The 21752-nt window shown below is 59.9% G+C and carries 15 protein-coding genes and 1 pseudogene; 8 read left to right on the top strand and 8 right to left on the bottom strand.

What is annotated here, in order from left to right; translation table 11 throughout:
- Nucleotides 1-11 precede the first annotated feature (11 nt).
- Nucleotides 12-998: a nodulation protein NodZ gene (locus tag NKH97_RS24610; RefSeq protein WP_023711832.1), complete on the bottom strand. Its 987-nt coding sequence runs from the start codon at nucleotides 996-998 to the stop codon at nucleotides 12-14.
- Between the two features lie 966 nt (nucleotides 999-1964).
- Between NKH97_RS24610 and gmd the strand changes: the two genes are divergently transcribed.
- From gmd to NKH97_RS24595, 3 genes are all read left to right on the top strand, one after another.
- On the top strand, nucleotides 1965-3035 hold the full coding sequence (gene gmd, locus NKH97_RS24605; protein WP_023692482.1) for a GDP-mannose 4,6-dehydratase: 1071 nt from the start codon (nucleotides 1965-1967) through the stop codon (nucleotides 3033-3035).
- Nucleotides 3035-3979: a GDP-L-fucose synthase gene (gene fcl / locus NKH97_RS24600; protein WP_352798961.1), complete on the top strand. Its 945-nt coding sequence runs from the start codon at nucleotides 3035-3037 to the stop codon at nucleotides 3977-3979. Before gmd ends, fcl begins: the two co-directional genes overlap by 1 nt.
- Before the next feature lie 352 nt (nucleotides 3980-4331).
- Entirely contained in the window at nucleotides 4332-5753 is a 1422-nt protein-coding gene (locus tag NKH97_RS24595; protein ID WP_352798959.1) for a phosphomannomutase, read from the top strand.
- Between the two features lie 168 nt (nucleotides 5754-5921).
- Here NKH97_RS24595 and NKH97_RS24590 read toward each other — a convergent pair whose 3' ends face one another.
- The 4 genes from NKH97_RS24590 to pdxR all read right to left on the bottom strand — a co-directional run bounded on the left by NKH97_RS24590 (nucleotide 5922) and on the right by pdxR (nucleotide 11470).
- Complete coding sequence (locus tag NKH97_RS24590; RefSeq protein WP_352798958.1) at nucleotides 5922-8318, bottom strand: transketolase; 2397 nt, start codon at nucleotides 8316-8318, stop codon at nucleotides 5922-5924.
- A gap of 48 nt (nucleotides 8319-8366) precedes the next feature.
- Nucleotides 8367-9317 (bottom strand): PDR/VanB family oxidoreductase, encoded by a 951-nt coding sequence (locus NKH97_RS24585; protein ID WP_352798957.1) that lies wholly within the window; start codon nucleotides 9315-9317, stop codon nucleotides 8367-8369.
- Nucleotides 9318-9323: 6 nt separating this feature from the next.
- Nucleotides 9324-9815, bottom strand: coding sequence for an MOSC domain-containing protein (locus tag NKH97_RS24580; RefSeq protein ID WP_023758446.1), 492 nt, complete (start codon nucleotides 9813-9815; stop codon nucleotides 9324-9326).
- 158 nt (nucleotides 9816-9973) lie between these two features.
- Complete coding sequence (pdxR, locus tag NKH97_RS24575; protein ID WP_502897091.1) at nucleotides 9974-11470, bottom strand: MocR-like pyridoxine biosynthesis transcription factor PdxR; 1497 nt, start codon at nucleotides 11468-11470, stop codon at nucleotides 9974-9976.
- An 83-nt stretch (nucleotides 11471-11553) separates the two neighbouring features.
- Between pdxR and NKH97_RS24570 the strand changes: the two genes are divergently transcribed.
- Nucleotides 11554-12786 (top strand): trans-sulfuration enzyme family protein, encoded by a 1233-nt coding sequence (locus NKH97_RS24570; RefSeq protein WP_352546075.1) that lies wholly within the window; start codon nucleotides 11554-11556, stop codon nucleotides 12784-12786.
- Nucleotides 12787-12838: 52 nt separating this feature from the next.
- Nucleotides 12839-13741, top strand: coding sequence for a dihydrodipicolinate synthase family protein (locus NKH97_RS24565; protein ID WP_352798955.1), 903 nt, complete (start codon nucleotides 12839-12841; stop codon nucleotides 13739-13741).
- 122 nt (nucleotides 13742-13863) lie between these two features.
- On the opposite strand, the gene NKH97_RS24560 is transcribed toward NKH97_RS24565, so the two are convergent.
- Both NKH97_RS24560 and NKH97_RS24555 read right to left on the bottom strand, forming a co-directional pair.
- Nucleotides 13864-14136, bottom strand: coding sequence for an ATP dependent DNA ligase (locus tag NKH97_RS24560; RefSeq protein WP_352798953.1), 273 nt, complete (start codon nucleotides 14134-14136; stop codon nucleotides 13864-13866).
- A 3-nt stretch (nucleotides 14137-14139) separates the two neighbouring features.
- On the bottom strand, nucleotides 14140-14520 hold the full coding sequence (locus NKH97_RS24555; protein ID WP_352798951.1) for an ATP-dependent DNA ligase: 381 nt from the start codon (nucleotides 14518-14520) through the stop codon (nucleotides 14140-14142).
- A 358-nt stretch (nucleotides 14521-14878) separates the two neighbouring features.
- Between NKH97_RS24555 and NKH97_RS24550 the strand changes: the two genes are divergently transcribed.
- From NKH97_RS24550 to NKH97_RS24540, 3 genes are all read left to right on the top strand, one after another.
- Nucleotides 14879-15337 (top strand): (2Fe-2S)-binding protein, encoded by a 459-nt coding sequence (locus NKH97_RS24550; protein ID WP_352798949.1) that lies wholly within the window; start codon nucleotides 14879-14881, stop codon nucleotides 15335-15337.
- A 3-nt stretch (nucleotides 15338-15340) separates the two neighbouring features.
- Nucleotides 15341-17551, top strand: a complete 2211-nt coding sequence (locus NKH97_RS24545) for a xanthine dehydrogenase family protein molybdopterin-binding subunit (RefSeq protein ID WP_352798948.1) — start codon at nucleotides 15341-15343, stop codon at nucleotides 17549-17551.
- Between the two features lie 1127 nt (nucleotides 17552-18678).
- Entirely contained in the window at nucleotides 18679-20742 is a 2064-nt protein-coding gene (locus NKH97_RS24540; RefSeq protein WP_352798946.1) for a carbamoyltransferase family protein, read from the top strand.
- A 186-nt stretch (nucleotides 20743-20928) separates the two neighbouring features.
- On the opposite strand, the pseudogene NKH97_RS24535 reads toward NKH97_RS24540, so the two are convergent.
- Nucleotides 20929-21600 (bottom strand): annotated as a pseudogene (locus tag NKH97_RS24535) (transposase); the annotation flags it as partial.
- Nucleotides 21601-21752 lie beyond the last annotated feature (152 nt).

The raw sequence follows: 21752 nt of genomic DNA, 5'->3' as shown, positions 1-21752 counted from the left end.
GGTGGCGGGTCTTAACTGAGATCAGAGACTTGGCTGCCTTCTATCAAAGTCAAACGACTTGGCTCTTTCAGATCGAATTCAATTACCCGTGGTGCGAAAAGGCGTGCATATCGTGTAAAGGCGCTCGTCGGGGGAAACCGAATTACGGTATCGCAGCGCCCGAGAAGATACATCTCAACGAGGGCGGAAATTCCGCCGTCAATCCCGAGTGCTGCAGTGTGTAAGGGGCCACCTTGATTGGATCCGAAGTGCTTCGGGACAGTGAGCAGATCGGGAAACCTGGCCGACAGAAGATCCAGTATCCGCGCGCTGTCCGTGCATAAGAACAGCCGCACAGGCCTAGGGTGCGGTAACGCCTTAGCCTTGTCAATTGCAGCGCACACTTGCCGAACGGCGAGCTCCGGATCGGCCCAGTAGGGCGCATGCTCCATGATGTCTTCACCGTTACCGTGCCGAACATGAATCCCGATGATGCTGTGCCCCTCAAAACATTCCTGATAAATGGCATCTATGCGGGCCTGAATTTCTGGCCGAGGCTGGACACTCTGGAACACCTGCCGCTCTGCATCCTCATCGCACCGCCACATCAGACAAGCGTCACACACTACTGTGTTCGCTTCGACATCGTGTTCGGCCTGAAAGAGCTCGCCCAACTCATCGCGCTCTTGGAAAATCTGCTCATCTGGCCGGTAAAGGCACTCGATCGCCGGCCTGTTCCACCACTCCGGGAAGAATGGACCAGGGAAGGAAACGTCGTTGATCCGGTCGTCGGAAATAGCCGGCACGCCAGCGATGTCATTGATCGGCTGGAAGAACACCGGAAACGCATTTGTGAAGGGTTGGTCGAGGTAGCAGGCCCCCCGCCAGTCGATGACTAGAGTTCGTCCCGACCGCTGCGCGTAGCGCCAAGCGGCCGCCAATGACCACAGACAATCACCGAACCCCGTACGCCTCCGAGAGACGACGAACCGGCGCTTTTCCAATCCACTAACATGCATTTTCGGAAATCTCGTTCAGAGAGGAGGTTGCCCGGTTTGGTATCCTTAGTCGACACGTAGACCCTGACGCGCTTGGCAGAGGCCGGGGCATAGGGCAGAAGAGCTCACTCAGCACTGCCCACTAATCCCGTGACGCTCGCACAGCTTGAAGCCGATGCCCTCGCTTCCGGTTCAGCCTTCTCTACTGGGCCTCCGCGGCATATGTAAAATCTATTGAGTGGATGCCGGCCATCCATGTGTTGGATGCCATGATGAAGGGGCTCGGCTGACGCGGGCCCGGCCAATAGAGCCGAAACAGCCGGGAAACGCTGCGACACTGCCTGCCGGAGCAAATCGTTCCGTCGACGCCATACGCCAAGGGTGCAAGCTGCATACAGCAACCGGTACCGGGCGAGATGAGGTCGACAGCTCGACGCGCCTGGAACCAGCTGATCGACAGAATCTGCAGTCTGCTCCCAAAGTTCTGCACGACCTGTGCCGGATGCTGTGGTGAGGGCTCGCGGCCACGAACTTTGTCCTCGCCCCGAAACGGAAGCTCGCGCCTACGACTCCGGGCCGGCGATGCGCCCCCGCTGCTCGGCCAGACCATCCATTCTGTGGATGCACTTTATCCAAACAATCGATTTCACTGATCCAAACAATTCCCATTAGAAGACGCTGAAGCAAGAAAGAAAGGCGTCCTCACTCACTGATGGATGAGCAAATCAGCTGCAAGGTGCTGGGAGTACATGCGCTCACGGCGTGAGCTGAGCGGCACTCAGACCGCATGTACGAAGCCGACAGGTTAGCGGCGCAACTCTATTTTGCTGTGACTCCAAGCAAGAGGTGTGCTCGGCTGGCGGACTGTCAATGACGAGCTTCGCGCCGCATCTGTCGAAGTGCTCCATAGCGCACGGGGCTGGCCGCACATTGTGTCGGCGTGGCGAGCTGATCCGAAACTTTAAACTTTAATAGAGCAGGAATAGAATGGGCGATAGCAGAAAAGTTGCTCTTATTACGGGCATAACTGGACAGGATGGTGCCTATCTTGCCCGTCTTCTTCTCAAAAAAGGCTACATCGTTCATGGGATTAAGCGACGTTCCTCTTCCTTCAACACGGGTCGTATCGAAGACCTCTACCAAGACCCGCACGAATCCGATCCGCGCCTGATCTTGCATTACGGTGACCTCACTGATTCGACTAACCTCATCCGCGTGGTTCAGGAATCTCAGCCAGACGAAATTTACAACTTGGCTGCTCAGAGCCATGTGCAGGTGTCGTTCGAAACACCTGAGTACACAGCAAACGCGGACGGTATCGGTACATTGCGACTTCTTGAGGCGATTCGCCTCCTCGGTCTGACGGACAAGACCCGCTTCTATCAAGCCTCGACTTCGGAGCTATACGGCCTCGTGCAGTCCGTACCGCAGAACGAAACGACGCCCTTTTATCCGCGCAGCCCTTACGCCGCCGCCAAGCTCTACGCCTACTGGATGGTCGTCAATTATCGCGAGGGCTATGGTATGCACGCTTCCAACGGCATTCTTTTTAATCACGAAAGCCCCCTTCGTGGCGAAACTTTTGTGACGCGCAAGATCAGCCGCGCTGCCGCTGCTATCTACCTGGGCAAGCAGGACAAGCTTTATCTCGGCAATCTCGATGCTCAACGCGATTGGGGCCATGCGCGTGAGTACGTGCGAGGTATGTGGATGATGATACAGCAGGATCAACCGGATGATTACGTGCTGGCTACGGGCAAAACGACTCCTGTCCGCCAATTCGTCGAGTGGGCTTTCGAAGATATCGGCGTCGAGATCGAATGGCGTGGCAAGGGTGTCGGCGAAAAGGGCTATGATGTAGCGAGCGGCAGATGCCTAGTCCAAGTGGACCCACGCTACTTCCGCCCCACGGAAGTCGATCTTCTCCTGGGTGACGCTACCAAGGCGAAGGAGAAGCTCGGCTGGGTGCATGAGACATCCGTGCGCGAGCTTGCTGCGGAAATGGTACGCGAAGACCTGAAGGTCATGCAGACATCTGTAGTCATGAAGGAAGCGTAATGTATGATCTGAACGGAAAAACCGTGTGGGTCGCTGGCCACAAAGGTATGGTGGGCAGCGCTGTTGTACGCCGACTCGCGTCTGAAGACTGCAAAGTTGTGGCCGCCCCTCGGGGAGAGCTAGACCTCAAGCGACAGACCGAGGTTGAAAACTTCGTGGCAGTGATGAAACCGGACGCTATCATTATGGCGGCGGCAAAGGTAGGTGGTATTCTCGCGAACGCCACCTATCCGGTCGACTTTCTTTACGACAATCTGATGATCGAGGCCAATATCTTCGCGGCAGCCCACGAAAACAATGTCGACCGCGTCCTCTTCCTCGGCTCGTCTTGCATCTATCCGAAGATGGCACCACAGCCCATTCCTGAAAGCGCGCTTTTGACCGGGCCACTAGAGCGCACCAACGAATGCTACGCCGTCGCCAAGATCACCGGCATCAAAATGGCTCAAGCCTATCGCCAGCAATATGGCCGCGACTACATCTCCGCTATGCCGACGAATCTCTACGGGCCAGGCGACAATTATGACTTGCAGTCAAGCCACGTCATCCCAGCGCTGATCCGGAAAGCGCATGAAGCTAAGCTCATAAGTGATAAGCAAATCACCATCTGGGGCACGGGCACACCACGTCGGGAATTCATGCACGTCGACGACTGCGCCGACGCATTAGTCTTCCTTCTGAAGAACTACTCTGACCATGATCACGTCAATCTCGGCTGCGGACAGGACATCACGATCCTAGAGCTGACTAGAATGATCTGCCGTGTAGTCGGATTTGCTGGGGAGATCGCGCATGATCACTCTAGACCTGACGGTACACCGCGAAAGCTGATGAGCGTCGACAAGCTGCGCACTTTGGGATGGGCAGCAAAGATCACTCTCATGGAAGGCATCGAGAGTGTCTATCATGCATTTCTGAACGGGAGCTACACCGAACGGCGATAGATAAGAGGATTTGCTGCGTCTCAGGCCTGTACGCGCTTTCGGGACCCAGAGCTAATGTAGACTGAGACAATCACTCGATGGCGATAGCGCTCATGTGAGCCAGCCGCGAGGAGCCCTGCCGGACCCGGATCCCATCCGCTCCAACCTCGTCGCCGTGGAGGTCACGGTGCGCTGCCCACGCCGACGCCGACTGCGTCAATCCTCACAAGGGTAACCGTCGATAACCGAACGCGTCTACGGTAACCGAATGTACTTCTTGTTCTCGTCCGAGGGATCTGTCGATGGGCATTCCGGACGAGCCAAAGTTTGAGCATGTTACCTTCAAAACCCGGTTAGCAACGTCGGATTTGGTATGAAATTCGGAACAAGCGGATTACGGGGCCTGGCGACAGAATTGGCAGGAGCCGCCTCTGCCCTATATGCAACGGCATTCGCGACATTCCTGCTGGAATCCGGCCTGGCCAGAATTGGCGACGAGATACTCATAGGGCGCGACTTTCGCGCCTCGAGTCCGGCCATCGCCGCCGTCTGTGCGGCGGCACTGTCCGCGCTCGGCTTCATCGTAGTCGATTGCGGCGCAGTCCCCACCCCTGCCCTGGCACTGTATGCTCAGGCGCGTAAGAGTGGTTGTTTGATGATCACAGGCTCGCACATTCCGGCCGACCGTAATGGAATAAAATTCTATCGACCCGACGGTGAGATCGACAAGGGTGATGAGCGGGAGATAACGCGCATCGCCTTGCAGTTGGAGAAGCGCGGATACGTCCTTGAAGGTGCTGTTGCACGTCGGCAGCACCGGGAGGCCGAATGCAAGGCCTTTTTCATGGCGCGCAATCGAAAGCTTATGGAGATTAATGCTCTAAAGGGCTTAACGGTGGGCGTATATCAGCACAGCACAGTCGCGCGCGATCTCTTGGTTGACATTCTCTCATATCACTGTGCGACGGTCGTAACCCTGGGACGTTCGGAAGGTTTCATTCCTGTCGACACTGAAGCGGTCTCGGACGAGACTGCTCAACAGTTCAAGCTCTGGGCCAAAGAGCATCGGCTTGATGCGGTCGTCTCGGCAGATGGCGATGGTGACCGCCCACTGGTAGCTGACGACCACGGAGACCCCCTTCGCGGTGATTTGTTAGGCCTGATTACGGCGAACTTCCTGCAAGCGAAGGCAGTCGTCACGCCGGTCACATCAAACTCTGGTATCGAGACCGCAGGTTCTTTTAAAGTCGTGCGTACCAAGGTTGGATCGCCATTTGTTATTGCTGCCATGCTCGATTTGGTTGCGTCGGGTCACGAGCGCGTGGTTGGTTTCGAAGCAAACGGTGGTTTGTTGACCGGCACGGACTTTGACCCGAACGGAACTAAACTGCCAGCGCTACCTACACGCGACAGTTTTCTCCCCATCCTTGCGGCACTTTCCCTTGTTAGTACAAGTGGGCAGCCACTGTCGGAGATTGGCAGTTCCTTTCAATTGCCGGCAGCGGCGGCGGATCGCTTGGAAAATTTTTCCGTCGAAAGCAGCACTCGCCTCATGACATACCTTCGTACAGCGGAAACTAACATCGCCGCCTTCGTCGGGTCGATTGGAGTGGTAAGCAAGGTTAGCGATGTTGACGGACTTCGTATCACTCTCGCGGATAAGCGTGTCTTGCATTTGCGTCCATCCGGAAATGCCCCGGAAATGCGGTGCTACGTCGAAGCCGAAAATCGGGAGGACGCGGAGCTTTTGCTCCGGACTGGATTGGATCGAATTCGTAATTGGACGCAAAGCTAAATAAAAGCCGCCTCCCTGCGTATTCCAGGTGACCCTGGGGGTCGCACAAGCTACTCAAGCGCGATCAGAACGTCCACAGTGTCCCGGCCCTGTCCGCTTTGAAGCGAACCGGAACGCCCGTGGAAACAGCCGATCCGTACCAGCCACGGAGCATCCGGTAGCTCATGGTCAAGGCAGCGCCTTCCGGTAGCGAACAGCCGGTCCCGCACTGACCGCCTGCGCCGCATGTACGATGGCGTTGGTGTCCAGGCCGTGGTGACGGTATAGGTCCGCAATAGTCCCCGTCTGGCCGAACTGCTCGACCCCGAGCGCCTTCACGCGATGGCCGTTAACCCCACCGAGCCACGCGAGCGTCGCCGGGTGGCCGTCGATCACGGTGACGATGCCGCAGTCACGCGATAGCGGCGCGAGCAGCCGCTCGATATGACTCAGCGCGCCAATCGCGCCACGCTGCCGGGCACGTTCCGCCGCCTGCCAGCCCGCATTAAGCCGGTCCGCGGAGGTGATCGCGAGCAGCCCGACATCGCGCCGGTTCTCCGCCAGAAGACCCGTCGCGGCAATCGCCTCCGGCGCGACGACGCCTTGATAAGCAATGACGACACTCGCGTTGGGCCCAGGCGGACGCAGCCAATAGGCGCCATTGACGATGTCCCACGCGAGCGCCGGGTTCATGTCGCGCAGCGGCTGCTCGAGCGGCCGGGTTGACAGGCGAAGATAGACCGATCCTCCGGTCTGATCACGCAGCCACGTCGTCTCATCCGGATCCCCCTCGCCATTACGTTGCATGTAATCGAAGGCAAAGCGCATGATCACGGACAGTTCGTCGACGAAGGCCGGTTCGAAGGCGCAAAGCCCATCCTGCGCCATGCCGATCAATGGGGTGCCGATCGACTGGTGTGCTCCGCCCTCGGGCGCTAGCGTCACGCCCGAGGGCGTTGCGACCAGCATGAAGCGCGCATCCTGATAGCAGGCGTAGTTTAGCTGGTCGGCCGATCGGTAGATGAAGGGATCATAGACTGTCCCGATCGGCAGCAGGCGCACGCCATTGATCGAGTGCGAGAGACCGAGCGCCCCGAGCATGATCATCAGGTTCGACTCGGCGATCCCGAGCTCGAGGTGCTGCCCCTTCGGCCCAAATTCCCAGGTAAAGGTCGACGGAATGCGTTCGGCCTTGAAGGTGTCCGCCATGGTCTCCCGGGCGAAAAGGCCGCGCCGGTTGACCCAGCCACCGAGATTGGTCGAGACCGTCACATCGGGCGAGGTGGTGACAATGCGGTCGGCAAGCAGACTGCGCTCGCGTGCGATGTCGTTCAGGATCTGGCCGAACCCCATCTGGGTCGAGAGCGGCTTGCCGGGCTGCCCCGGTGACGGAAGGGTTTCAGGCACCGGCACCGACGGCGCAGACAGCCTCCTACGCCCCTCACTGAAGAACGGCGCCTTTGCGAAGAAGGCGTCAAGTTCCGCTTCCGGCAAGGTGGCGGCCGCCCATTTGTCCCACTCCTCACCCCGCTTTACGCCCATTTGCAGGCGGTAGTCTTCCATCTGCGTGGGCGTCATCTGCCCCGCGTGGTTGTCCTTGTGTCCGGCAAGCGGCAGACCGTAGCCCTTGATGGTGTAACAGATGAAGCAGACGGGACGGTCATGCCTGGACGCCGCCTCGAAGGCTTCGAGGAGGCTCGGCATGTCATGCCCGCCAAGGTTCGTCATCAACGCCTGCAACTCGTCGTCGGAGCGGCGTTCGATCAGAGTGGTGACCGGCCCTTGGTCTCCGATCTCGTCGAGCAGCCGCTTGCGCCAGGCAGCACCCCCTTGGAAGGTCAGCGCCGAATAGAGCTGGTTCGGACAGCGCTCTATCCACTCGAGCAGCTTCTCGCCCCCCGGCTCGGCAAAGGCAGCCTCTTGCAGAGCGCCGTGGCGCAGGACCATCACGTCCCAGCCGAAGTTGCGAAAAATCTGCTCGAAACGCTGCCAGAGGCCCTCCCGGATCACGGCGTCGAGCGACTGGCGATTGTAGTCGACCACCCACCAGCAGTTCCTGAGCCCGTGCTTCCAGCCTTCGATCAGGGCCTCGTAGATGTTGCCCTCATCCATCTCGGCGTCGCCGATCAGGCTGACCATTCGGCCCTCGGCACGCTCCTTCATCCAGCCGTGACCCGAGACGTAGTCCTGCACCAGCGACGAGAAAAGCGTCTGAGCAACGCCGAGACCCACCGACCCGGTCGAGAAGTCGACATCGTCGACATCCTTCGTCCGCGAAGGGTAGCTCTGCGCGCCCTTGTAGCCGCGGAAGTTCATGAGCTTTTCGTGGGTCTGGTTGCCCGCCAGATACTGAAGTGCATGGAAGATCGGCGCCGCATGGGGTTTGACCGCCACCCGATCCTGCGGGCGCAGGACCGAACCGTAGAGCGCGGTCATGATGGTGCTCAGCGACGCGGACGAGGCCTGATGCCCCCCGACCTTGATCTCATCGCCCTCGCGGACGTGGTTGGCGTGGTGGATCGTCCAGGCTGCGAGCCAGGAGACGCAGCGCTCGATCTCGTTCAGATATTCCAGTTTCCTCGTCATTCAGTTTCCCGCAAATCAGCCGGTCTCACAGGACCCCCGCCCAAATGGTCAAAGATCGAGTTTCAACACACCTGTCGCGCGCGACACGCAGGGGATGAAGCGGTGGCCGCGTGCCTCCTTGGACAGGACGGCATCCCGATGGATCGGCTGTCCCGCCAGCATTGCGCATTCGCAGGTCCCGCACACCCCGTTCTCACACGAGGCCATCAACGGCACACCGGCCGCACGCAAGGCGGCCAGTGCCGTGGTCTCAGCCGAAACCTCAACCACCCTGCCCTCAGCCAGTTCTATGACGAATGGTTCCGGTGGCGCGCCATCAAACTCGGGAGGCTGGAAAGTTTCGAAATGAACAGTACCCTTGGGCCAGTGTTGAGCCGCGCGCCCCACAACCGCCATGAAGCCAGGCGGTCCGCAGTAGTATGTCTGCGCGTCGTCCGAACGGTTCGCCAGCAGCGCGGCGATGTTCTGCCGGGTCTGAGGCTCGTCGTCGAAATGGATCCGCACATTGCCGCCAGGAAGATCGCTCCCGATCGCCGCCAAGAGTGGCGTGAGCGCCCGGCTGCGGGTGAAATAGTGCAACTCGAAGGGCTTGGCCTGCAGGGTGAGCGCGCGCGCCATGGCCAGAATCGGGGTGATCCCGATTCCCCCTGCCAGCAGCAAAGTCGGCCCCTCGCCTGGCTTGAGCGCAAAATGGTTGCGTGGCGCGGAGACAGGCAGTGTGGAGCCGACGGCAATGGTTTCGTGGATCCACGCCGAGCCGCCACGGCCGTCATTCTCGCGCTTCACCGCGATGGTGTAGCGGCCAAGCTCGGTCGGGTCGCCGCAAAGTGAATACTGACGCACCTTCCCTTCAGGCAGATGGACGTCGACGTGAGAACCCGCTTCGAACGCCGGCAGCACAGGTTTGCGTGGGTGTTTCAGGTCGATGACCAGCACGTCGCCCGGCTCCTTGCGGGCGGCGGTCACGGTCAGCTTCATGATGATGCGCGGCGAGGCCATGGCGTTTCACTCGTCGATGGGCAAGATCAGATCACCGGGCCGGATCACGCCCCCGACCTCGATTGTGCAGTTCAGGCCGGAGCGGTTCAGAAGCCCCTCGTAGAGACCCGGAAGCCCGAGCAACTCCTCGATATACTTGCACGGCACATTCATCCGGGCGGCCCTGAGGATCGTTTCCCCGACCCGGAAGCGTTTGCCGACAAGATGGCTAAGCGGAACGCCTCGTGTCGTCAGATTGCGCCGGTGATCTTCGGGTGCGAGCTTGGCCTTGAAGCCCGGAATTCTGGGTTCGCCCTGCGCGATGGCGTCCAAGACTTCAGCTTCGATCAGCGTCACTTCGCGAACGTCAGGACGCGCGGAATAGGTCCCCGTCCCCAGGTAGTAGCGGTCTCCGACAATGCCTTGGCCGGCAATAAGCTGCGCCTGCGCCAGCTCCTCCATTTCATAGGAGGCGGCAGGCGCGATATGGACGTGAAGCAGCTTTCCTCGCCAGGTCATCATCGCTCTCGGAAATTCGTCTCGTGGAAACCTGCTGCAAAACTGGCCTGATCAACAGCGCCAGTTGCATGGCATTTTCCCGGTCCAGTTGGCTGTTTGGAAAGAAATACGGGGGGCTCTCGGACCATTTTCAGCGCCAGCTTTCGGCGTCGCCCGTCTCAGTTGTTCCGCGCCGGCATCGCGTCTTGCACCTGCTTGACAACCTCTCGCAGGATCTCAACGCCCTTCCCGATCTGCCGAATGCTCAAGGCGGCATAGCCCATGACAAGTCCGACGCGATCGGTGCGGCCTTGGTCCGATGGCCGTTCGTAGAGCGGCGAGATCAAGTGTAGCCCCAGGCCAGCGTCGCGGGCGGATTCGACCAAGGCCGTTTCCCGCGATCGTGGCAGGTCATTGAACCAAACCGCGACGTGCAGACCCGCATCAGCTCCCTGGACAGTGATGCGATCCCCGAAGCTGTGCTGCAAGGCGCCCAACAACGTTTCCCGACGCTCGCCGTTCAGCCTGCGCACACGGCGCACATGGCTTTCGTAGCCGCCGCTCTCGATCAACGATGCCAGCGCTTCCTGTTCAGCGACCGGCGAATGCCGGTCTGCGAATTGTTTGGCGGTTGCGAAGACCTCCTGCAATTCGGGTGGGACGACGAGGTAGCCGATGCGCAGCATCGGCGAGAGCGTCTTGGATATCGTGCCGAGATAGATGACAGCCCCGTGGTCCTCGAGACTGTGCAGCGGAGGGACCGGATTGATGTCGTAGCGATATTCGCTGTCGTAGTCGTCCTCGATCACATAGGCGTTGTTGTGCCGCGCCCATTCCAGAAGCTGATGGCGGCGCGCGATCGGCATGACGCCGCCCAGCGGAAACTGATGCGATGGCGTCACATAAGCCAGTCGTGCTCCGATCCCCGCCAGCAACTCGGTCCTCATCCCGTCTTCGTCGACGATGACCGGGATGGGTGAGCTACCCGTACTGGCAAAGACCTGACGCGCCATCCTGTAGCACGGATCCTCGATGACGAAGCGGTCGGCGGGATCGAGAAGCAGGCGCGCGCACAGATCAAGGCCCTGCTGCGAACCGCTGACGATGATGATCTGGTCGAGGTCGCAGCTCAGGGTCCGGGCGCGCCAGAGATAGCCCTGAAGCGCCTGGCGGAGCCGGCGCGAGCCGCGAGGATCGTCATAGGCAAGACGCAGCGGGCGCTGCCCCATCGCCTCGTTCATCGCGCGTTTCCAGACCAATGAAGGGAAATCCGACGGCGCGAGGTCGCCATAGCGGAACTCGACCTTCAGCCCAGTCGGCAGATAATCTGGCCAGGGTGACGTCGCGCGCAGCCGCTCGCCATATGCGGACAGCTGGATCGGGCCGACCCGTTGCGCGTGAGTGCGCCCCGTCCCATGACCCATCAACGAAGACGCAACGCGAGGTCGTGCGCCTTGACGGACTTCGATGAAACCCTCCGCAGCCAGTTGCTCATAGGCGACCGTCACCGTGGTTCGCGAAACGCCGAGGTCATTTGCCAGGGCCCGGGAGGATGGCAACTGACTGCCGGTTTCGTAGACGCCGCCGAGGATTTGCTCGCGAAGGGCTTCGTATATCTGGCGTGCACCCATCGCGTGCGAGCGCGCTGCAGACCCGGCACTTGAAGACTGGACCATCTCTTTCATCGCCAACTGGATATTTCACATTGGCCAGGTTGCCGTCAATCTTTCGGAACCCCAAGAGAGATCGCAGAGGCCGAATGACCAGCTCCCATCAATCCGAAACCGATGCTCCCACGGGGTCGCTCAACCGCACCAGCCCCGGATTTGCCACCCGGGCGATCCATCATGGCTACGATCCGGCCGGCTTTTCCAATGCCGTCCAGCCGCCAGTGTTCCTGACGTCAACCTATGGGTTCGAAAGCGTGGCAGCAAACGATGCCGCCGCCGCCCTTGGTGGACGGCTCTATGCGCGCGAATACAATCCCACGACCGAGATCCTCGAGCAGCGGCTCGCGAATCTGGAAGGAGCCGAGGCGGGGCTGGTTGTTGCCTCGGGGATGGCGGCCTTCGGCACTCTGATCCTGTCGCTCCTGTCCCAAGGCGATGAACTCATCGTCCACAAGACGCTTTATGCGAACACGCTTGCCATGGTCGAACAGGCGGTCCCCCGCTTCGGCATCAAGGTCGTCGCGGTCGATCTGTCAAATCCCCACAATCTCGATGCTGCGATCACCGAGCGGACGCGGCTGGTTTTCTTCGAGACGCCGGTGAATCCGCTGAGCCGCATCCTCGACATAGCGGCCATTGCCGAGCGCGCTCACGCGCGCGGTGTAAGGGTTGCAGTCGACAGCACCTTCGCCTCGCCCGCGCTCCAGCGACCGCTTGAGCACGGGGCGGACATCGTGCTCCATTCGCTGACCAAGTACATCAATGGTCATGGCGATGCCCTTGGCGGGGCGCTTCTCGGCGACGCCCAAACGCTCCGTACGCTGCATGAAACGGGCCTGCGCTACATTACCGGCGCAGCGCTCTCGCCCATGTCAGCTTTCCTAATCCTGCGCGGTCTCAAGACGCTGACGCTGCGTATGGAACGGCACAGCGCCACGGCCCTTGCGGTGGCTCGGGCGCTGGAAGCGCACCCGGCGGTGGCATTTGTGAGTTATCCGTTCCTCGACTCGCACCCTGATCAGGTGACGGCGCGAAAACAGATGTCCAACGGATCGGGCATGTTGGCCTTTGGCCTCCACGCTGGATACGAAGGAGCGCGCCGGATGATGGACCGGCTCAACCTGATCATTCGCGCCGTCAGCCTCGGCGATGCCGACAGCCTCATCTATCATCCAGCAAGCCTCACCCGTGCTCGGCAGCCGATCCGCAAGGATGCCCATTTGGCCGATGGAGTCGGCGAGGATCTCATGCGTCTCTCGGTGGGGCTTGAAGACGCTGATGACCTGATCGCCGATCTGCGGCGGGCTTTGGACGTCTTGTAATGACCTGGCGTGCGGCCACCTCTGCGCTCACACATAGATCTGGAGCCTTGCCATGGCATTCCTGAGCGGTCTTTCCGCGTTCCCCATCACCCCGACCAATCGTGACGGCCGCGTCGATAGCGTTGCCCTGCGCAGGCTGATTGCTCGGCTTGGCATTGCTCAGGTCGATTCCATCGGTCTTCTCGGCAGCACCGGCACATACATCTATCTGTCGCGCGAGCAACGGCGGCGGGCGCTCTCCGAGACCTTGGACCAAACGGCGGGGCAAATGCCGGTCGTGGTGGGTGTGGGCGCGCTGCGCACCGATGAAGCCGTGGGGCTCGCGCAAGACGCCAAGGCCCTTGGAGCAGCTGCGGGTTTGCTTGCCGCCGCCTCCTACACCCCGCTTACTGATGACGAGGTGTTCGAACATTTCTCCACTGTGGCGCGCGAAAGTGGCCTGCCGATCGTCGTCTACGACAATCCAGGAACGACGCATTTCCATTTCAGTCCACCCCTTGTCAGCCGCCTGGCAAAGGTGGCTGGGATTGTCGCCATCAAGAATCCGACAGACAAAAGCGATGCGATCAAGAACCATCTGACCGCCCAGAGGCGCACACTGCCGGAAGGGTTCTCGATTGGCTACAGCGGCGACTGGAACGCCGCCGAGGCCATGATCGCCGGCGCCGACACATGGTACAGCGTCCTCGCGGGCATCCTGCCCGAGGTCTGCATGACGATCGTCACAGCGGCGCAACAGGGCGATGCGGCCGAAGCGCGACGGATCAATGCCGCGCTGGTCCCGATCTGGAGCCTCTTCATGGAGTTCTCGAGCCTTCGCGTCGTCTATGCACTCGCTGAATTGCTCGACATTTGCAGTGCCGAACCCCCGCGTCCCATCCTGCCTCTGCCCCCAGCAGCGAAGCGCCAGATCGCCGCCGCGTTGAAAGGTTTGCCATCGGATGCCAGCCGGTGAACAGCAAACCCCGTTCGGCAAGTGAAAGGAAGTGCATGTATTTACCCGCTCATTTCGAGAACTGATCGAAAACAACGCACTCGGCGTGCTGATAGCCATGGCTGGAGCGGTCTCGACGCCAATCACACCCCTTCGAACTCGACAATCGACTGCGGAGGTACAGACTGCGCAGGGCACTCCGCCCATGCCGCACCGTTCGCCTTCAAACTAGGAATCGGTGGTTTATCCATTGGAATGGCATGGAGCCGGCGCTTTACTTCCGGCCCGGTGCGCGCATTGAAGCCGGTGCCAATGCCGCCGGCGAACACCAGATTTCCGTCCTCGACATTCGCCAGAGCACGCTTCCCGACCGCCGTAACTGTTGCCGGGTTCGCAGCCGATGACGATGAACTCATCACTCAGCACGCATTTTGTCTCACCCATTCTTGGCGCCGGCCGGATCGATATGGACTGACACGCAGCTTGGAGACGATGCCGTCGAGGCCGAACTGGGAGACTTGCGCGAGAATGTCGCTGCCGCCGCTGATCTCGTCGCTCAGAACGATGCCGTTTGGGCGGCGTCTCAGCAGGTTAACTAGCGCTTTGCGCCGATCGACGAGTGGCCGATCGCGAAGACCCTCGCCGTCGATCTTGAGCAGGTCGAAGCCGGCAAGCATGGTCCTGACGTCTCCCGCCGCGGCCAAGAGCCCGCTGAAGACTGGGAATGCGCGACAAGCCTTCTGGTCAACGACGAACGCCTCACCGTCTATTATCGCGTCCGAGGCGCCGAGCTCGGCCACCGCCCGGGACGATAGTCGGAAACCTGAGGGTCCAGTCGTGGAGGTTGCGGGTCGAGGTAGGCCCCCATCGATAGTCGTCCCATTTCATTTCGTGTAGCCAATCAGGGCCCTGCCGGACGCGGCCGACCAGCGGTCGATGTTCGCGACGACCCGAATGTCCAGTCTCGTGTAAGACATTCAGTCGCCTCCAGCCTTTCGACACGACCCCTTCACGATCTCGTAACACGCCAACCTAGCGGCTTGTTGCTTGAGCTGCGCGTTCCTAGGGTGTGGTCGCTAGGCCTCAGCAACAAGAGCTCGGTTGCCAGGCGGGCGGAGGCTCAACGAGATAGCCAGCTCAGGACAAGGAGAGCAAGCAATGGTCGCTTTTACCCTCAATGGCGAGGCGCGAACACTCGAAGTCGATCCAGAGATGCCGCTGCTCTGGGCGGTCCGTGACGTCATCGGACTCACGGGAACGAAATTCGGTTGCGGGCTTGCCCAGTGCGGCGCTTGCACGGTTCACGTTAACGGCATGCCGACGCGCTCGTGCCAGACCGCAGTCGGCGACATCGAAGGAGCCTCGATCACCACCATTGAGGGTGTGTCGGGCAAGATAGGCGAAACGGTCCAGGCCGTGTGGGCCGAGTTCGACGTACCTCAATGCGGCTATTGCCAGTCTGGCCAGATCATGTCGGCCGTGGCCCTCCTTACAGAGACGCCTAAGCCGTCGGACGATGATATTGATTCGGCGATGAGCGGCAATCTCTGCCGCTGCGCCACCTATCATCGCATCCGCGCGGCCATCCACGAGACCGCCAACCGGCTGGAGACTTGAGGCATGTCGCAGTTTCTCTCGAAGCATAACTCCGTGCGGCCCACGCGCCGCCGGTTCCTCGTCGGCGCGGGCGTCACCACCGCTGGCCTCGCCGTGGGCTACCGGCCAGTGCTGGCGGCGTCCGACATCGCACAAACGACTACTGCAAAGGTTCAGGCGAACCCCTTCCAGACCTATGTCGAGATCACAAAGGAGAACCGAATCATCATCTACTCCTCGCAGTTCGAGATGGGACAAGGCTCCTATTTCGGCATCGCCACCCTGGTTATGGAAGAGCTCGACGGCGACTGGGCGCAGGTGGACGTGGTCGGCGGATATGGCAATACCGCGCTCTACGGCAATCTCGCCTGGGGCGGGGCCGCACAGGCAACTGGTGGCTCCACGTCGATGAGTTCGTCGTGGGAACGCTACCGCAAGGCGGGTGCTGCCGCACGGGCCTTGCTGGTGGCGGCCGCGGCGCAGCGGTGGGATGTGCCAGCCGGCGAGATCAAAGTCGCTTCCGGGGTCGTGTCGCACGCCTCAGGGATGCAGGCGCGCTACGGTGACCTGGCTGAAGCCGCAGCGGGAATGCCGGTTCCCGACGACGTGCCGCTAAAGCCGCGCGACAAGTGGGCCCAGATCGGATCGGACAGCCTCAAGCGCTACGATTCCGCCGGCAAGACCAACGGCGCGCAGACCTACACGATCGACCTCATGATGGAGGGACTCCAGACGGCCGTTATGATCCATCCGCCGAAGTTCGGCGCCGAGATCGAGAGCTTCGACGCAACCAAGGCCAAGGCACTCGACGGCATTGTCGATGTCGTCCAGACGCCGCGAGGCATTGCCGTGGTTGGCAGGGACACCTGGACGGCGCTCAAGGGCCGCGACCTCGTGGAGGTGACCTGGAACGAGGAGAAGGCCGAAGGGCGCGGCACGGCCGAGATCATGGCCGAATACAACAAGGCAGCAGACGATCTGGGCGCGGCCACCGCGCGCGACGACGGTAACACTCCCGCAGCGTTCGCCAGTGCTGAGAAAATCATCGAGGGGCACTACGAATTCCCCTATCTTGTCCATGCTTCGATCGAGCCACTCAACGCGGCCGCCCGAATCAACGAAGACGGCACCATCGACGTCTGGGGCGGACACCAGATGCCCGACCTTTATCAGGCGGCTGCCGCTCAGGTAGGCGGCACCACGCCGGACAAGGTGAGGCTGCACGTGATGAAGACCGGCGGCAGTTTCGGCCGCCGCGCGGTCTTGGATGCAGATGTCATTATCGAAGCTGTTTCCACAGCGCGTGCACTGGGACGCGGCAAGCCAGTGAAGGTGCAGTGGACCCGCGAGAATGACATGCGGGGTGGGCGGTACCGGCCGGCCTATGTGCACGCAGTCAAGGCGGGGCTCGACAAGAAAGGCAATGTCGTCGCTCTCCATGACCACATCGTGGGCCAATCGGTCTTGGGCGGTTCGACCTCTGCGGCGATGATCAAGAACGGCATCGATCCAACCTCCGTAGAGGGCGCCACCAACCTGCCCTATGCGATCCCGAACCTGAAGGTCGAGCTGACCACCACGGACGTGAACATCCCAGTGCTGTGGTGGCGTTCGGTAGGCTCCACCCACACCGCTTACGCGGTGGAAACCCTGATCGATGAGCTCGCCGCCGCTGCGAACCGTGATCCGGTCGACTTCCGCTTGTCAATGCTCGGTCACCATCCACGGCATGCCGCCGTGCTTAAAGTGGCTGCTGAGAAGGCAGGTTGGGACAAGCCTCTGCCGGAAGGCCGTTTCCGCGGCGTGGCCCTGCATGAAAGCCTCTCGACCTATGTCGCCGATGTGGTGGAGATCACCCTCAACGATGAAAATGGTTTCAAGGTCGACCGCGTCGTCTGCGCGGTAGACTGCGGCACCGCGATAAATCCTGACCAGGTTCGCGCTCAGATGGAGGGCGGTATCGGCTTCGGGCTAGGCGCGATCCTCCAGGAGGAGCTGACCCTGAAGGGCGGTGTCGTAGACCAAGAGAACTACGATACCTATACACCGCTCAGGATCGAGCAGATGCCACGAGTCGAGGTGCACATTGTGCCGTCCGAGGAGCCGCCCACGGGAGTTGGTGAGCCAGGTGTGCCGCCGATCGGCCCGGCCGTCGCCAACGCGCTACGGGCGGCGACGGGCAAGACTATCCGCAAGCTGCCGATTATAAAGAACATGTCAGGAATGACACCATGAAACAGCCGCGATGAAGATCGCGCCGTTTTCGAACGCTTCCTGACAGGCGCTCATCTCCATGGGTCAAATTCCGGCGGCTGCCCGATCCAATATCCGGTTTGGAGACGGCACCGCGTGTTCTGAACGACCACGGGCCTTGGCGCCGGTTCCACTGAAGAACCGCTTTCGAGACGCAAATGCGTCCACTCCATGAAGAGCACAACCGTATAGCACCAGGAAGGCTAGCTACCTCCATCGCTTCGGAGACCCAGGAACCCTCAGAAAACCGAACCTCCCGAGCTCAGAGGCGCTCGTGATCACAATCGCGCTGGTGCGTGGTTCAAGGGTTTGCCGATAGGCAGGCGAGATGGCCGATCGACATGATCTTCGCCCGATGCCCTACAAACACAATGCCAGCCGCTGTCACGGAGTCGCGAAGACCAAGGCAATGAGGGTCGACGCCGTACTCATCGTTTGGTTGACAGAGCGCTTGGAATGCCATGCGCTTCACATCGGAGTAGCCATCCGGGAAGCCTGAAGCGCTTCGAAACGCATGTGCTGCGGCTACTATTCATAGCGTGGATGACTTTGATCAAAACAATCGATTTCATCACTCTTCCGGAATCGTGCATGGACAAAAAAGAGCCTCACGCACCAATCACACGCTGCTCTATCGCGTGACGAAAGCTGCCTTAGGAACAATCCAAAGGAGAAAATCTTCGATGCGCCCTGACGTGCAGTGGAGGTCGTGCCGAGAAAGTGAGTTGCAACTGGCCGACAATGTCGGGCGTTACGACCATGGTCCCTTCGGAGAATGAAATCGGGCCAGTTCACGGGGGCGGTACTGTTATTCGTCGACGGCCGCCCTTCCCAAGAACAGGCGGCATCGCAAGTTGGTTCTGCCGATGAAAACGACAGCGCCGGATACATGTCAGCAGCCGCTCAGGATTGGATGATCCAGCCAAGCTCTCGGCGTGATGGCACCGTAGGTGTCACAGTCGAAGCATCTCATTGATCGTTTATGAGGCCTTCTTCGATGCCGCTGATGCCTGACGGGCGGTCGCAGCTGCAGGCGACAACCGGCCTATTTAGTTGGAAACAGTCGAGGTAGGCCAATTTGGCTTCCCCGTTACTATTTGGAGAAAGAAATGCTGTGTCTAGGAATCAGCGGCGGACCTGACCAAGTCCATGAAAACCGATTCGAGCGTCCGAACGCCTTTATGCACGATGGCGCCGCGGTGCTCGTCCGAGACGGAAAGGTGATAGCCGCCGTAGAAGAGGAACGCCTCAATCGAATCAAGCACTCGAACAAGCTGCCAAGTGGTTCGATTCAATACTGTCTTTCGACGGCCGGGGTTCAGCTCAGCGACATTGATCGTGTCGCGGTCTACGCCAGCGAGACCTACGCCAACGCCATGCTTGAAGGTATGTCCGCTTCCCAACCGGACATTCTCTCCATTCCGTTGGACGCTAAAATGTTGGTGCAGAACCTGTTAGCGCGTGAGTTCGGCACTAAGTTGGACAGTTCACGTATTTCATTCGTAGGTCATCATCAGGCGCACGCCGTGAGCGCCTTTGCAATGTCGGGCTTCGAACAAAGTCTCATTCTAGCGATTGATGGCTGTGGTGATTTCCTGTCGGGCCTTGTGGCGGTAGGGTCTGGCACAGAAATTACGCAAATCGAGGCTTTCCCGGAGGACAATTCTCTTGGGCTGTTTTATCTCGAGACGATCCGCTGTCTCGGCTACGGCCTGTTCGACGAGTATAAGGTAATGGGACTCGCGCCCTATGGCGACCCCGCTCCCTATCGCGAGCTCTTCGAGCAGTTCTACGAGTTCTCCGCCAACGGTGGCTACCGTGTTCACCTCGACCGCATCGGTCCGGCGTTGCTCCGCAACATCGAGATCAGGCGAAAGGGAATGCCTTTCACCCAGCAGCATCGAGATGTGAGTGCGTCACTGCAGGAAGCGCTTGAGCGGATCGTGTTCCACATTCTCCGGCACCACCGTGAGGCCACCGGCATGAAGCGGTTGTGTCTGGCGGGAGGGGTAGCCCACAACTGCACGATGAACGGCAAGCTGCTGTATTCAGGGCTTTTCGAAGACATCTTCGTGCAACCCGCGTCTCACGACGCTGGCTGCGCATTGGGAGCTGCGCTGATAGTCTCTAACGAGATGGGCCGCCCCGCGCCGCGTGAGCGACTGCAGGAGGTCTATTGGGGTCCTGATCTCGGGAGCGACCGCGCCGTGGAACAGGAACTGAATGCATGGGCCGGACATCTCGAGGTTGAACGCTCTGACGACGTAGCGAGCAGTGCAGCCGACTGGATCGCCAACGGCGCCGTGATCGGCTGGGTGCAGGGTCGTTCGGAGTTTGGGCCACGTGCGCTGGGCAACCGCAGCATTCTTGCCGACCCTCGGCCCGCTGCAAACAAGGACCGGATCAATGCCATGGTCAAGAAGCGCGAAGGCTATAGGCCTTTCGCACCATCTGTGCTGGAAGAGGATGCGAGCGAATTTTTCGACCTCCCGGACGGTAAGCACGAATTTCCATTCATGAATTTCGTCGTTCGCGTGCGTGACTCAAAGCGCGCCTTGTTGGGTGCCATTACGCACGTCGACGGTACGGCTCGGCTGCAAACAGTATCGCGCGATGCCAACCCCGCTTACTGGGAGGTCATCAATGCGTTCAAGAAGCGGACAGGCACTCCAATTCTGCTCAATACGTCCTTTAACAACAATGCTGAACCGATCGTGGATACGGTTGCAGACGCGATTGCCACATTTTTGACGACAGAGCTGGATGGACTTGTGGTCGGGCCCTTCCTGGTAAAAAAACGGGCTGCAACGCTGCAGGATTGGACTGCGCTTGCGATTTCATTGCCTCCCTCAGTCTCCCTCCATCAAACCCGTGCTTACACAGCGCGAGATCATCAGGAGACTGTCTGCGAGATTATTCCGAACCACTTCAGCATTGACAGTGTGCGAATTTCAAACGACCTGTTTAATCTGCTGATGCGGATTGAGGGCGAAGCCGTGTTAAGCGATCACCTCAATATAATTGCGCCGGATCAGGCTGAGCATGAAGCTCTGATGGAGGACCTGCGAAGACTATGGGAGCAGCGCCTGGTTCGGCTGCATCCCTCACAAGCTGCTCGGATGGATCATGGGTCCGATCAAACGCCGGACCAGCCTAATAGGCTATCAATGTGATAGAGATGCCGCTCAAGCTCGGCCAATCAATAGTGTTCATCGACCCCGCCTGCGAGCTCACCGCTGTGATTAGGGGGGTCGAGGTCGCCCTGGTCAGTATGCTTAGGAATGCTATTGAATGGGTAGTGTGCTTGCTGTGAGTTTTCGGGAGGTTGTCCATTCGGACCGAACCGGGGAGACTGGGTTGGAAAGGCGGGTCTGGCCTCGATATTGACCGGACTTCTGTGTCGAGAGGTCCAGCCCGCAGAACTTTAGAAACTGGCGATGATGACCGAAGCGGCGAAGATCGCCGGCTTCGGCAATGACGGTCAATGCCTTGATCGGTCCGATGCCCGGGATTTGTCGCAGGAGCTGATAATCCTGGCTGTGCCGCAGCAGATCGTCGGCCTGTGCTTCGATCTCATTGCGTTGCCGGATCAGGCTGCGTGCTTCGTCAATGACCATCCGGAACATGCGAATGGCAGGCGCATCAAGTGGCAGCGGCAATCCGATCGATGGGCGCGCCGTCTCGAAAATATCCATCAGAATCTGTGTCTTGCTGACCTTGCGGCCGACGACATCCCAAGCTGCTGCCACAAACTCCTCCTTCGTCAGCGCCGTGATGCTTGCTGGGGTCGGAAAGGCATGGAGGAAGGCAAAGAACCAATCGCTGCGGCTGTTCCCCCGGAAGCGATCGATCTCGGGAAAATACAGCGGCAGGTAGTGTGTCAGGATGCGGTGCTGGATCTCGGTCTTGGCCCTGGCGATCGCTTCATGTGTCTTCGGCAGTTCCTGCACGTCGTTGATGCCGGCTCGCCGCGGATCATGGTAGACCTGCGTCGCCTGGATCCTGAGCATGTGTAGGATCACCTGGGCATCGATCTTCTTGCCGAATATCACGCCGAAGGCCTTAAGAGCCCAAGCATCTGTTCTCGATTTTGCCTACTAGATGTTTGATCCCAGGCTTTGATGGTGCATACTTTTCGTCCGAATCAAAGGATGCGCTATGGGCCAGGTTCTTCATGGGAGCG

Origin of the sequence: Mesorhizobium sp. M0870, from assembly GCF_040319775.1 — a bacterium.
Classification (GTDB): Bacteria; Pseudomonadota; Alphaproteobacteria; order Rhizobiales; family Rhizobiaceae; genus Mesorhizobium.
Note: the sequence above shows the minus strand (reverse complement) of the source record. Positions and strands in the feature narration are given on the sequence as shown.

Coding starts and splice junctions, on each gene's coding strand:
- NKH97_RS24585 (WP_352798957.1), bottom strand. CDS start 9,317: ATGGCCTCGCCGCGCATCATCATGAAGCTGACCGTGACCGCCGCCCGC.
- NKH97_RS24595 (WP_352798959.1), top strand. CDS start 4,332: ATGAAATTCGGAACAAGCGGATTACGGGGCCTGGCGACAGAATTGGCA.
- NKH97_RS24610 (WP_023711832.1), bottom strand. CDS start 998: ATGCATGTTAGTGGATTGGAAAAGCGCCGGTTCGTCGTCTCTCGGAGG.
- fcl (WP_352798961.1), top strand. CDS start 3,035: ATGTATGATCTGAACGGAAAAACCGTGTGGGTCGCTGGCCACAAAGGT.
- NKH97_RS24570 (WP_352546075.1), top strand. CDS start 11,554: ATGACCAGCTCCCATCAATCCGAAACCGATGCTCCCACGGGGTCGCTC.
- NKH97_RS24540 (WP_352798946.1), top strand. CDS start 18,679: ATGCTGTGTCTAGGAATCAGCGGCGGACCTGACCAAGTCCATGAAAAC.
- NKH97_RS24590 (WP_352798958.1), bottom strand. CDS start 8,318: ATGACGAGGAAACTGGAATATCTGAACGAGATCGAGCGCTGCGTCTCC.
- NKH97_RS24545 (WP_352798948.1), top strand. CDS start 15,341: ATGTCGCAGTTTCTCTCGAAGCATAACTCCGTGCGGCCCACGCGCCGC.
- NKH97_RS24560 (WP_352798953.1), bottom strand. CDS start 14,136: ATGAGTTCATCGTCATCGGCTGCGAACCCGGCAACAGTTACGGCGGTC.
- pdxR (WP_502897091.1), bottom strand. CDS start 11,470: ATGGTCCAGTCTTCAAGTGCCGGGTCTGCAGCGCGCTCGCACGCGATG.
- NKH97_RS24580 (WP_023758446.1), bottom strand. CDS start 9,815: ATGACCTGGCGAGGAAAGCTGCTTCACGTCCATATCGCGCCTGCCGCC.
- NKH97_RS24565 (WP_352798955.1), top strand. CDS start 12,839: ATGGCATTCCTGAGCGGTCTTTCCGCGTTCCCCATCACCCCGACCAAT.
- NKH97_RS24550 (WP_352798949.1), top strand. CDS start 14,879: ATGGTCGCTTTTACCCTCAATGGCGAGGCGCGAACACTCGAAGTCGAT.
- gmd (WP_023692482.1), top strand. CDS start 1,965: ATGGGCGATAGCAGAAAAGTTGCTCTTATTACGGGCATAACTGGACAG.